Consider the following 13030-nt stretch of genomic DNA (forward strand, 5'->3'; position numbering starts at 1 on the left):
TCCAACTCATTGGTTATTTCACCAAAGAAAGGGTATGGTAATAGAATCATAGAGTAGTAGGTGAAAGGCAGATGGAGAGCTGGATTACAAGTGTGATGGAGCAGTTTGGTTATGTTGGGATTTTTTTGTTGATTATGTTGGAAAATATCTTTCCGCCCATTCCATCTGAAGTAATCTTAACTTTTGGTGGATTTATGACGACTACTACGAATTTAAGTGTAGCTGGCGTTGTCGTAGCATCGACCTTAGGGTCAGTAGGTGGCGCAGTGGTTCTTTATGGTGTTGGCTTGCTGATTGACATCAGAAAAGTGGAGCGAATCGTAGAACGTTGGGGTCATATTTTAAGATTAACCAAAAAAGATATTCATAAAGCAAACGGTTGGTTTTCAACATACGGAAAGTGGACCGTTTTCTTTTGTCGTTTTATCCCTTTAATAAGGAGTTTAATATCTTTACCGGCAGGGATGGCGCATATGAATTTTCTTGTTTTTCTTATTTTGACAACGGCTGGGACATTGATTTGGAATATCGTCCTCGTCCTTATTGGCGCTGCGGTAGGAGAATCATGGGAGTCCGTGGTCGGTTATATGGATATGTATTCCTATATTGTCTATGGCGCCATTGCTCTTGTGTTTATTGTTATAGTGATGATTTTTTTGAAAAAGAGAGTTTTTCATAAAAAGTAAGGTTGTTACGAGAGGGGGAACAACCTTACTCTTTATTAGTTGTTAAGGTGAAAGCCTCTATTTGTTCTCCCCACTTGACAGTTACATCAATCTTTTCATCCTTTAGTAAATGCAAGCTGTTGTCTAAACTACCACTATCTCTAAATACCCGCGGATTAGGTATATCTTCATTTTCATCGAAAGCTCTCGTTCCTCCACCAGCAAACTGACTTGTCTCGAAGCTAAAGCTATAATCTAAAACATTCTTTAACCCTTCTGGATTCCCCTTATATTTAATCGTAAGCTTATACTCTCCACGTTCGTCTGACAGTATGATATAACGAAGCTCTCCTTCCGAATGTTCACTTTCTCCCTTATATAAATAAGGCGAGTCATTGCAGGCAGACAGGATGGAAACTAATAACAAAAATGACAATTATTTTCTTATTCCCTCATACCTTGTTTCATTCTTTCATTTATTGATATATATGATAAAAAGCAAGGGATATTTCCTGCCATTTTAGCTGAACGTTTTAGTAGGTTAAAAGTTCGATACTACTAATCTTCAACATTCACTCGTATAAACCTTTCGACATCAAACCAAATAAACCCATTTTTACGTTATAATGGTGAAAAGATAGGAGGGGGAAAGATGGAAGATATCATTCTTGATATTCAAAATTTATACAAAAGATACGGATCTAAGTTGGTGTTGAATGGTGTCTCACTACAGGTAAGACGTGGAGAAATTATTGGTTATATTGGACCGAATGGCGCGGGAAAGAGTACAACAGTGAAAATTCTTCTAGGGATCGAAGGAGATTTTAATGGAGAAGTAAAGATTTTTGGTCGTGATATTGCTGATGGAGACGTTAATTATAAAAGAAGGATTGGCTATGTGCCAGAGATGGCAGAAGTGTATGATAATTTAACGGCACAGGAGTATTTAACCTTTATAGGTGAGTTGTATGGTTTGCCGTTTGACTTTGCGGAATACAAAGCGAAGCGTTTAATGGAGCTTTTTGGGATTGGAGAGGTCTTTCGTTCTCGTATCTCATCCTATTCGAAAGGGATGCGCCAGAAACTATTAATTATCTCAAGCTTACTACATAACCCTGATGTGTTGTTTTTCGATGAACCTATTAATGGATTGGATGCTAATAGTGTAATGATATTCAAGGAAATTATGACGAGACTTGCCCAGCAAGGGAAGACAATCTTTTATTCTTCTCATATTATGGATGTCGTTGAGAAAATCAGTAGTCGAATTATTTTGCTCCATGATGGGAAAATCGCCGCAGACGGTACATTTGATGAGCTGAAAAGTCAGAATACAGAAGGCACGCTTGAGCAAATATTTAATCAACTTACAGGATTTAATCAACAAAAGGAAATCGGAGAACGATTTGTTTCAGTGGTAGAGGAGATGGCATAATGCAGGACATCCCAACACTTAAACTACTCGATCCTTTGAAAAAAGTCTTCGAGAAATTTGATATTGATTATGAAGTGATGAGAGCAATATTAAAGGTGAAGTTAACGATGGATGGTCGTCGCACACCGACAATGTTAGCTCAAAACTCGCAAAAGAAGGATAAGGGTAATCAATTTATTAAGTCATTATGGTTATATGTATTATTTGGGCTCTTTATGATCCCTTTGCTTTTTATTGGTGAGCATTATTTATTTCAAATGAGTATGTTTTTCGGTATGTTTACTTTTTTTATTATGACTTCGATGATTTCAGACTTTTCCAGTGTATTGTTAGATATTCGCGACCGCAATATTCTTTACCCTAAGCCTATTAATCGCAGAACAGTTAGTGCGGCGAAAATGATGCATATCATTATTTATTTAGGGTATTTATCTATTGCCCTTGTGACGATTCCATTAATTGTTGGTCTGATTAGACATGGCATTCTTTTCTTGCTGCTTGCTGTTATTAATCTTATTTTCATTAATTTATTTGTGGTTGTTCTTACTGCCTTATTTTATTTCTTAATCTTACAATTTTTCGATGGTGAGAAACTTAAAGATTTAATCAATTATGTACAAATTGGGTTGTCATTGATGATTATGGTTGGTTATCAGCTACTAGCACGATCATTTGAAATCATCAATTTAACCATCACAATTGAACCGCAGTGGTGGCAAGTATTTATCTTTCCTATGTGGTTCGCCGCCAATATGGATTTACTCTTAAACCAAAGCACAGAGGGATTTTATCTTCTGTTTGCCGCCTTAAGCATCATCGTTCCATGTACAGCGATCATCCTATATTTAAAATTCAATGATATGTTTGAACATAGCCTGCAGAAGCTGACTTATCAAGGGAAGTCAAAGGGGATGAAAAAGGCGAAATGGCGAAAATGGTTACTTCAACTTTTCTGTCGCACACAGGAGGAAAGAGCATTTTACCGTTTTGCTAGTGCGATGATGAAAAATGAAAGAGATTTTAAACTGAAAGCTTATCCGTCGTTAGGGTTTTCAATAGTAATCCCTTTTATCTTCATTTTCGGTGTATTAGGTGATAATGGGGAAGACCTAGCAAATAGTCATACCTATTTAACAATTTATTTTAGTTTACTTGTCATTCCGACGATTATGTTGCTAATGCCGTATTCCGTTAAGTATAAAGGGGCCTGGATTTACAGAACAGCTCCAATTATTGAGCTAAAGCCGATTTTTTCTGGAACGATTAAAGCCTTCTTAGTGAAACTGTTTTTACCACCGTTTTTACTCCTAAGTTTGGTTTTTACTTTTTTGTATGGTCTGAAGATTATTCCAGAATTAATCATTGTATTACTTAATGCCTTTACATTTGTTGTTATTTGTTTTGCGATTCTTAAAAAAGCCATTCCGTTTACAGAGTCTTTTGATCAATATACTCAAACAGGAAATGGAATCATCGCATTCTTCCTGATGTTCTTGGCTGGTGTATTCGCTATTTTGCATTATGTAAGTACGATATATCCTTATGGAACCTATATCTATTTAGGTTTAGCAGTTCTATATTTAATGGTTAGCTGGAAAGTTGCCTTTAATATTGGTTGGGAAAAAGTAATTGAATAGTCATATTGTTGGAAGGAAAAGCGCTCTATTAAGTGGGAGATGCTTTTCTTTTTTTTGTATTTGTAAAAAGTATTGCATACCTTCATTTGTTTGTGTATATTGTATATAAAGTATATATACAATATGTTGGTGAGGGTTAATGATGCAAATAATCATTTCTAATCAATCGAAAGAACCGATTTATGAACAAATTTGTGGGCAAGTGAAAACGCAAATACTGAAAGGCGAGCTTGGAGCAGGGCAGGCTTTGCCTTCTATGCGGCAGTTAGCGAAGGATCTTGGCATCAGTGTCATTACCACAAAGCGTGCTTATGAAGAGCTTGAAAAGAATGGCTTTATTTATTCTGTAGTTGGTAAAGGGTCATTCATATCCGAACAAAATAATGAAATGATGAAAGAACGAAAAATGAAGGTAATTGAAGAACAATTACTGGCTGCCGTGGAAAATAGTAAGGAAATAGGCATTCCACTTACTGAATTAATCGAATTACTTTCATTTCTATACAGGGAGGAAAATTAATGGAGAATGTAATTGAGTTAAAAGGTGTCCATAAATCATTCGGGAGTTTTCAATTAACAGACATGAACCTAACTGTGAAAAAAGGGTTTATTACTGGGTTTATCGGGGGAAATGGGGTAGGGAAATCCACAACAATCAATTTGATGATGAATTTACTGCAACCGGACAAAGGCGACGTGAAGGTATTTGGACTTGAATATAAACAATTTGAAAAAGAAATCAAACAACGGATTGGCTTTGTTTTTGATGAGAATGTCTACTATGAACATATTACTCTTGCTCAATTACGCAAACTTCTACGCCCTGCTTATCGTAATTGGGATGATGCATTGTTTGATGAGTATGTAAGAAAATTTGAGCTGCCTTTAAAGAAGAAAATTAAGACATTCTCCAAAGGCATGTTAATGAAGACTTCTTTAACAGTTGCTTTGTCGCATCATGCTGAACTGATTATCATGGATGAACCGACATCTGGCTTAGACCCAGTTTTTCGGCGAGAATTATTAGATATTTTACAAGAAATTATGGAAGATGGGACGAAGACAATCTTTTTCTCTACTCATATTACTTCGGATTTAGATAGAATAGCAGATTATATTACTTTCATTCATAATGGTGAGCATATTTTCACAAAAGAAGCTTTTCGCATTGAAGAAGATTACGCTATTGTTAAGGGTGGCATCGAGTTATTAGATCGCGATACGGAAAAAGAGTTCATTGGTATTCGCAAATCCTCATCAGGTTTTGAAGGATTAACAGCGAACAAAAGAAGAGTACATGACGTATTTGGTGATTTAGTCGTCACTGAAAAGCCAACAATTGAAGATTTAATGTTTTATACGAAAAAGGGGGAAGAGAGGCATGTTTAACTTGTTAAAAAAAGATTTTATCTTACAAAGGAACACGATGATTTTTTTGCTACCAATTTTTATTTTATTCTTAACCCAAAATTCTTCAAGCATATGGAATGCGCTCATTTTCAGTATTGCCTTGGCGATGAATGCATTTGCCATTGATGAAAAACCGGAGATTAACAAAATGCTCAATGCATTACCTTATACAAGAAAAGAAATCGTAAGCTCAAAATATTTTGGTACACTTATATACACCGCCTTAGTCGTTCTGGTAGTATTTGTTTGGAATATTTCAATTCATGCGACGTTTACAAGCTGGAAAGAGGCATTACTTATTTTTGGTCTTGTAATGTTGGCTATTTCTTTCCTATTTCCGTTTTCTTATCAATTTAAGAGTCAATATTTATTAATTGGTACACTGGGGTTATTTGGGGTAACTATGGTAGTAGCGAGGGTTTTCGATTTGAATATGGCTGGGACTTTAATGTCTACTTTTGAGTATATGGTTTCATTAAATGGTAGTGAAATACTGCTCCTCGCTGTATTAGTGAGTTTCGTTTATTTGATTTCTTGGGCGGTCTCATTGACTATTTATAGTCGTAAAGTATTCTAACTCATAATGGGGTGTTGGGAAGATGACAAAAGAGTATCTTTATAAACAACCGAAGACGATTCTCAATAAAGGAACTGGCTATCTTTCAGGATACACACATACTCTGAATCCTTATACGGGCTGTACATTTGCCTGTGAGTATTGTTATGTAAGACAAATGCCTGTTTCCCTTTTTCGAAAAGGAGAATGGGGTGAGTGGGTCGATGTAAAAAAGGAAGCTGCTCTGTTGTTAAACAAAGAATTGAACAGGGAAAAGAAGAAAGGAACCGTCACAATCTTCATGTCTTCGAGTACAGATCCTTATCAACCGGTGGAGTATAAGGAAGAAGTCACAAGGTCACTTTTAGAGGTATTTGTTAGCAACCCAGCAGATTTTCTCCTTATTCAAACACGAAGCCCGCTTGTTACAAGGGATATTGATTTATTAAAGAAATTAGGAAACAGGGTTCGAGTCAGTATGACGATTGAGACCGATGATGAAGAAATACGTAAGCAGTTTGCAAACGAAGCACCGCCTATTCAGGCGAGAATGAATGCCTTAAAAAAACTAGCAGATGCCAATATCCCCACACAAGTAGCAGTTGCCCCCATACTGCCTAGCAGTGAGGAATTTCCCGCAAAATTAACAGAATATGTTGATCGTGTATGTATCGATGATTATTTTATGGGTGATGGCAGTGGTGGAAAACGGACAAGTCGTTTAGGGATTGAAAAGAAGTATCACGCATTAGGATTGGAAAAATGGTATCAACCGTCTGTTATCACTTGCGTAGAGAAAAGATTTAAAAAAGTTTTCCCACCAGAACAAATCTATATCAGTCAAGCAGGATTTGCCCCCTCATAACTATAAACATATATAGAGGTACACTTTAAAGATGGAGGTTAGTTATTGTGAGTTTACAATTAATAAAGGCAGCTAGAGATGGAGACAAAGATCATTTATTAACATTGTTAAATATCGGGGCGAATATAAATGCACTAGATGACGAGGGGAATACAGCCGTTATGGCTGCGACCCAACAAAATCAAGTGGAAATTGTGCAAGTGTTAATAGCGCATGGTGCAGATATCAATATTCGAAATAAACGATTAGATAATGTGCTTTTATACGCAGGTGCTGAAGGACTCCTTGAAATTGTTCAATTAGCTATCCAAGCAGGGGCCGATACAACAATCACTAATCGCTACGGTGGCATTGCCATTATTCCGGCATGTGAACGGGGACATATTGAAGTTGTAAAGGAACTGCTCACACATTCTGATACGGATGTGAATCATATCAATAATTTGCACTGGACAGCATTACTCGAGGCCATCATTTTAAGTGATGGTGGGAAAACACATCAAGAAATTGTTCAATTACTTATTGATCATGGAGCAGATATTACGATTACAGACAAAGATGGGGTAACACCTTTGCAACATGCGAGGGATAGAGGGTATCGAGAGATAGTTAATTACTCTCTTAAAATTGTAGATATACAATTAAACGATAAGCTGACTCCTCAAAAGGTGTCAGTTTTATTTATTTTTCCTTCGATTAGAAAGTACAAATAGTAATTAGACCCATAGGCATCATCGTCCTTACCCTTTTTTCAAAGGTGATGAACAGACATATCCTTAATCCGGTTTTTGTTAGGGTATAGTTTTAGCTAACTGCCCTGCACGCTGTATTGACGACTGATAGCGGAAAGTGGGATGTATTAAATGAAATGCTCCTTATAATAACCAATCTTTTTCACTGTCGTATGAGAAACTTCAAATTCCTTATGATACTTGATTCTAAAGAATTTTCATGGAATCAAATCACAGAATAAAAAGTATTCACCTCTTACAGCCCAGCCCATATACTAAAGCGAATGAGATTTAAGGAAGGCGAGTGAGTGGTATGGCTGTTTTATATATAGATTATCAATCACCTAATAACCAATATATGTATGACTTACGAAATAACCAACTTTTCAAAAGGGATAACCAAAACTATATTAATGCTTTAGGGAGGGATCAGCTAAACACGCTTGGGAATGTGTCAATGTTAGATATTTTTCTTAGTAAAGAGAAATATGTAGAACCTCATATTCATCAAAATGCTTCAGAACTGGTCTATTGTGTGAGAGGTTCTGCGGTCGTTTCTTTTATTAATCCCTTTACGAATGAGTTGAAAAATATACCAATTCAACCAGGGCAAGTAGCAAATGTCCCTCAAGGTTTTTGGCATTATGAGGTAGCGACCGAGGATAACACGCAATTATTAGCTATTTTTGATGCTCCTTATCCACAAGCTATATATGGCTCAGATATTTTGCGATTAACTCCAAGTAAAGTGATGTCTGCTAACTATTGTCTTGATCAGAATAAATGGGAAGAAGCGATTTCACCTATTACTAACACAGTAATCATTGGCCCATCGGCGGATTGTCAACGACAAACAACCCAACATCATAATCCCCATCAACACTATTACCAACCTAATTCTCAAACTCAACATACTCAACAAAAACAATTTCACCCTATTCAGTATCAACCATATGATTGAAGCTTTTAGAATTAGCTGCCTGCTGAGGCAGCTCTTTTATTTTGAATTGATATGACAAAGTATTAGCCTATAGGCAAGAATACAATCAAAAGGAAGTTGTACAAATAACATAATTATATAGATTAAAAAAAGGGAGGTTTCATCGTGTTAGTTAGTAGAGAGAAAAAGAAATATTGTCGTAAATGTAATAAAAGATATTACTCCCATTGTGATAACTGTAATATATGTTGTCCTGGTACAATCATTATCGGTATGACTGGTGTAACGGGTCCAACCGGTCCAGTTGGAATAGGAGTTACCGGTTTAACTGGTCCAACAGGCCCCACTGGTCCGGCAGGAATAGGAGTAACCGGTCCAACTGGACCATCAGGAGGACCTCCAGGACCAACAGGAGTCACAGGTCCCACTGGTTCATTCGGTGGTCCTACCGGTCCTACTGGTCCCACCGGTCCAGCAGGAGGACCTCCGGGACCAACAGGAGCAACCGGCCCGATTGGTCCCACAGGACAAACGGGTCCAACAGGTCCGACAGGAATAGGAATTACAGGCCCCACAGGACCATCAGGCGGCCCTGCTGGTCCAACAGGTGTTACAGGTCCCACCGGCCCAGCGGGAGGTCCCACCGGTCCGACGGGTGCAACCGGTCCAGCGGGAGGCCCACCAGGTCCGACAGGAGCAACAGGTCCCATAGGTCCAACGGGCCCCACTGGTCCAACAGGAATAGGCATACAAGGTCCGACGGGTGCAACTGGTCCAAGTGGTGGAGGTGGTGGAAATTTCCTTCAAACATTAACAATGGGTAGCATCAATGCAGAATTACCATTTAACGCAGGTGGAGGGAACTTTCAGGCAGTCGGTGCATTAGTATTTAATCAAACAGAGCAAACGGTATCAGAACTTTCCTGCTATATTGTTCAAGATGGGAACGTAACAGGCGATTTTCAAATGGCTATCTTAAGTCCTGTGGGTAATAATAATGCAACCGTAATAGCGGTCACACCTCTTGTTACTACAATTACACCAGGAGTATTCAACTTACCACTCGTTTCACCAGTCACATTACTAGCAGAAGAACAATACTATTTAGCTGTATATAATCAAGTAAATGGATGTAATATTGGTGCTGAAACGGCAGGTTATGCGAGTACACAAGATGCACCATCAATTAATTTCAGAGCACAAAATTTGCAGGGGTTTTTTATTGGCCAAAACATTAATACAAGTGATGTAAGTCTGCAACTATCGCCATGGGTTGCAGCTCAATAAAGAAATGATGAATGGAACAATTATATGCTATGAATTCAAAGAACAAAGCTAAGATAGTCTTTGTTCTTTTCTTAATTACCATCTCACCTAAGGGTTGCAGCTCAACTTGGATATTTCCCTATAGAACTCTTTTTCTTAATAATAGAATAACCCCCACTATATAAGGCAAGCAATCCCTTATACTTCACACGGCATCGATACCAATTTAGCACTCAAAAGTTAGAATTATTACATTATTTTCCATTATTAATTTAATAGAAGTAAAAAACTATGGTTTATTTGTAAAAAAAATACAAAAAAGTAAATTGTGATATATAATATAGTTATCTGAAAAACCTTCTAAAGAGAGAATGACAAAGGAAAGAAATACAAATGGAGGTGTATTTTTAATGGAGAATATCATACCCATTGCGATTATATTCCTTGTATTTGGTATTAGTTTATATATGGTATATTGGGGAATTTCGCAGCTTTATCGGCTGTTTTTTCAACCAAAAGTACAAGATCAGCAGAAATTGCTGACGGAGATAGCAGAGCTAAAAGAAATGGTCCGTTCAATTGAAAGAGAAATGAAGCAACAAAATATCGAAAAGTAGGTTAAGAGATGACTATTATTCATGAAAAAAACAATCGCTGGATTTCAATGATTGCTGAGCCACTCCATTTAAGCTTCTATCCCTTACAAAGTGGTAAGCGGTATAAAGTAGAGCTTATTAGGCATTCAGTAACGAAGAATAAGCTCATTAAAAGAATTTCTTATGCTCAATTTATTGCAGATGAACATGGGAAAATTGACTTAGCAACCGCAAAGCCATATGAAGGCACTTATACCGAAACGGACGCAATGGGTCTTTTTTGGTCGCTGCAAATAGAAGAACAAACAGAAAATAAAGGCGAGCCGTACATAAGATTAAATCCTCATGAATATGAAATTGCTCTTTATAGAAATAATATTTGTTTAGATAAGAAAATAATAATGAAGAAATGGTATAAAGATGAAAAAGTGGATAGTATCCCAATCAATGGTGATGGCTTGATCGGGAGGTATTATTATCATCGGGATCATAAAGTAAGACCTTCCCTTATAGTCGTTTCAGGTTCTGAAGGGGGGACAAACGATTTTGCTGCAAGTGCATTAACTGCATATGGTTTTAACACATTGGCTTTAGCTTATTTTGGTGAAGAAGGGTTAAATGATAGATTGGTAGAGGTCCCTCTAGAACTCATTGAAAATGCAATTATTTGGTTGACAAATAGAAGGGATGCTCACCCGAACTGGATAGGAATCCATGGAACATCAAGAGGTGGTGAACTAGCTTTATGGTCGGCTGTCTTGTTTGATGAAATCACAGCAGCTGTCTCTCTTAATGGTTCAGCCGTTTCTTTTGCAGGCATTGTGCCATGGTCTGAAGAAAGAACGTTACCGCCTGCTTGGAATTTTCGCGGACAAGCCTTACCCTATGCCTCTAAAGAAAACCCTGTAGAGGTAGCATCTTACTGTAGGGCACGATGGATGAAAGGAGGGAATCCATTATCGTACTGGTACGATTGTTTGTATGAACTCAATAAAGCCATTATCCCTATTGAAGAAACCAAAAAGGAATTCTTATTGATATCTGGAAAAGAAGACGCTAATTTTCGTTCTTCTGTTTTTCATGATGTATGTACACATGAAAATATTCAAAAACATTTTTATGAAGCCGCAGGCCATGAAATTGGAATACCGTATTTACCGATTGTATCCAATGGCTTTACCGGTGGTACAAAAGCACAAACAGCAAAAGCGAGCGTGCATTCATGGGAAGAAACAATCGATTTTCTTAGGAGAAGTTTCGCGAAAAAACTGGGAGATGAATGATCAATATGTTTGTCGGTTTGAGTTGGATTAGCTAGTGCCTAATGGGTTGGAATCCTTATGTATTTATTGTATTAGCAATATTATTTATTGAAATTCGATAAATATATTGCTAATATACAGTTATATATTTACAGAAAAGGAGTGCAATTCTTGCAGAACTTTTTCCGCATAAATGTCATTAGCATCTGTTTAGCTCTTATATTTTATCTTCCAATAACACTTATGGCAAACGTTTATCGATTTGCACGGTTATCAGGTTTTGAAACTGGAACAGTGAATATCATTATTATAAGTGCTATTTTGATCGGCTTTATTGCTATCACAGTATGGCTTATTTTTCTTATTCTTCAATGGTTTGAAAAGAGAAAGATTCATTATTGGTCGCTACTCTTATGGCTTCCTTATCTAGTTGTTTTCTCTTATGTAAACAGCGTCTTGTTTCCTATTACCTATCCTGGAGACAGCCCTAATCCCTCTACAGGATTATTTATTCTTGCAGGCTTTTTTGTCTATCCAATATACATATTTTCTCTTAATTCTGTTGCTTGGATGAGGGACTAGAGTTAATCAATTGTTTTTGGGGAGTGAAATAATGTGTCAGAGATTTTTATACACATTTATAAAAGAAGGAGGTGGCCAAAGCTGGCCCCTTCTTTTTCTCATTTATTGGATTTCCTTTACAGCGAGGTGAAGACTAGAGTAGGTTTTTACTTTAAAACTAACGCCAAGTGAAACCATTGTCTGAGCGATTTCTGGGCGAATACCCGAGATTTTCGCTGAAATGCCGACTAATTGAAGTGCTTCAATTACATCGAATAATTGCTTGGCGACCATCGTGTCAATAATGGGTACGCCTGATAAATCAAAGATGATATGCTCTAATTCAAGATTAGAAGCAGACGTTATTGAGACATGCATCAGTTTTTGTGCACGATTTGTATCCATAATACCAATCAAAGGGATGACCCCGAGTTTTTCTGTAATTCTTACAATGGGAATTGAAAGTTCTTCGGCTGCAGTTTCTGCACTAAGGATTCGCTGATTAAACTGTTTCGAGTAAGACATACTCAGCCAATAAACAGCACGATCTACTACAGCATCAAATTTTGAAATGATATCGTAAAATACATCAATACTTAGAGCGAAATCATTGGCCGTTTTCTTGATGATTTCACCGATCAGTGATCGATAGTATCTTACTTCCTCAATTGCAGTTTCAAGATTCAAGTTAAGATTTGCCCATAAATTAACCGTTTCTTTTCCCCATTCTTGTAAGGTTTCAAACGTGTGCTCTTCGGATGTTGAGATAGATTGAGCATAAATATTTATTAACTTTTCTCGCCAAAGTTTGATATCCACTTGTGTTTTCTTTGTATAGGATTGATTAGCTGCTATATGTCGCTTTTCTGCTAATAAAGGTTTTTGAGTAATGATTCTTTCAGTTATTTGCTGTAAATGTTCTTCTATTTGTATTGTCAATAGTCACAGCCTCCAATTTATGTCACTTTTAATGGTAGCATGTGTGAGAGGGATGACTCAAGAAAAAGGCAAGTGAACATTCACTAGCTACTAACAGTCACCCATATAATCTAGATTGACTTAATTGTATACGTTTGTATACAATTGTAATGTACGAAGGAGGTGAG

At 37.1% G+C, this 13030-nt stretch carries 15 protein-coding genes; 13 read left to right on the top strand and 2 right to left on the bottom strand.

What is annotated here, in order from left to right; translation table 11 throughout:
* Positions 1–71: 71 nt before the first annotated feature.
* Positions 72–686: a DedA family protein gene (locus tag MHI57_RS20475; RefSeq protein WP_307317248.1), complete on the top strand. Its 615-nt coding sequence runs from the start codon at positions 72–74 to the stop codon at positions 684–686.
* A 25-nt stretch (positions 687–711) separates the two neighbouring features.
* Here MHI57_RS20475 and MHI57_RS20480 read toward each other — a convergent pair whose 3' ends face one another.
* Complete coding sequence (locus MHI57_RS20480) at positions 712–1101, bottom strand: hypothetical protein (protein WP_322909936.1); 390 nt, start codon at positions 1099–1101, stop codon at positions 712–714.
* Positions 1102–1317: 216 nt separating this feature from the next.
* Between MHI57_RS20480 and MHI57_RS20485 the strand changes: the two genes are divergently transcribed.
* From MHI57_RS20485 to MHI57_RS20540, 12 genes are all read left to right on the top strand, one after another.
* On the top strand, positions 1318–2100 hold the full coding sequence (locus tag MHI57_RS20485; RefSeq protein ID WP_307317243.1) for an ABC transporter ATP-binding protein: 783 nt from the start codon (positions 1318–1320) through the stop codon (positions 2098–2100).
* Positions 2100–3737, top strand: a complete 1638-nt coding sequence (locus tag MHI57_RS20490; RefSeq protein ID WP_307317241.1) for a hypothetical protein — start codon at positions 2100–2102, stop codon at positions 3735–3737. The genes MHI57_RS20485 and MHI57_RS20490 overlap by 1 nt, the downstream gene beginning before the upstream one ends.
* A gap of 142 nt (positions 3738–3879) precedes the next feature.
* Positions 3880–4257, top strand: coding sequence for a GntR family transcriptional regulator (locus MHI57_RS20495; RefSeq protein WP_095373523.1), 378 nt, complete (start codon positions 3880–3882; stop codon positions 4255–4257).
* Positions 4257–5126, top strand: coding sequence for an ABC transporter ATP-binding protein (locus tag MHI57_RS20500; protein WP_340978101.1), 870 nt, complete (start codon positions 4257–4259; stop codon positions 5124–5126). The genes MHI57_RS20495 and MHI57_RS20500 overlap by 1 nt, the downstream gene beginning before the upstream one ends.
* Positions 5119–5724, top strand: a complete 606-nt coding sequence (locus MHI57_RS20505; RefSeq protein WP_095370378.1) for an ABC-2 transporter permease — start codon at positions 5119–5121, stop codon at positions 5722–5724. The genes MHI57_RS20500 and MHI57_RS20505 overlap by 8 nt, the downstream gene beginning before the upstream one ends.
* Positions 5725–5746: 22 nt before the next feature.
* Positions 5747–6568, top strand: a complete 822-nt coding sequence (locus MHI57_RS20510; RefSeq protein ID WP_340978102.1) for an SPL family radical SAM protein — start codon at positions 5747–5749, stop codon at positions 6566–6568.
* Positions 6569–6615: 47 nt separating this feature from the next.
* On the top strand, positions 6616–7281 hold the full coding sequence (locus tag MHI57_RS20515) for an ankyrin repeat domain-containing protein (RefSeq protein WP_340978103.1): 666 nt from the start codon (positions 6616–6618) through the stop codon (positions 7279–7281).
* A 331-nt stretch (positions 7282–7612) separates the two neighbouring features.
* Positions 7613–8260 (top strand): cupin domain-containing protein, encoded by a 648-nt coding sequence (locus MHI57_RS20520; protein WP_180317000.1) that lies wholly within the window; start codon positions 7613–7615, stop codon positions 8258–8260.
* 252 nt (positions 8261–8512) lie between these two features.
* Positions 8513–9526, top strand: coding sequence for a hypothetical protein (locus MHI57_RS20525; protein WP_445293223.1), 1014 nt, complete (start codon positions 8513–8515; stop codon positions 9524–9526).
* Between the two features lie 389 nt (positions 9527–9915).
* A complete protein-coding gene (locus tag MHI57_RS20530; protein WP_095370375.1) occupies positions 9916–10122 on the top strand; it encodes a hypothetical protein in 207 nt (68 codons plus the stop codon).
* A gap of 8 nt (positions 10123–10130) precedes the next feature.
* Complete coding sequence (locus MHI57_RS20535; protein WP_340978104.1) at positions 10131–11384, top strand: acyl-CoA thioesterase/bile acid-CoA:amino acid N-acyltransferase family protein; 1254 nt, start codon at positions 10131–10133, stop codon at positions 11382–11384.
* A gap of 150 nt (positions 11385–11534) precedes the next feature.
* Positions 11535–11945, top strand: coding sequence for a hypothetical protein (locus MHI57_RS20540; protein WP_307317231.1), 411 nt, complete (start codon positions 11535–11537; stop codon positions 11943–11945).
* Between the two features lie 102 nt (positions 11946–12047).
* Here MHI57_RS20540 and MHI57_RS20545 read toward each other — a convergent pair whose 3' ends face one another.
* Positions 12048–12863: an STAS domain-containing protein gene (locus MHI57_RS20545; RefSeq protein WP_340978105.1), complete on the bottom strand. Its 816-nt coding sequence runs from the start codon at positions 12861–12863 to the stop codon at positions 12048–12050.
* Between the last annotated feature and the right edge of the window lie 167 nt (positions 12864–13030).

It is taken from the genome of Cytobacillus sp. FSL K6-0129 (genome assembly GCF_038007625.1).
In the GTDB taxonomy this organism is placed as follows: domain Bacteria; phylum Bacillota; class Bacilli; order Bacillales; family Cytobacillaceae; genus Cytobacillus; species Cytobacillus kochii.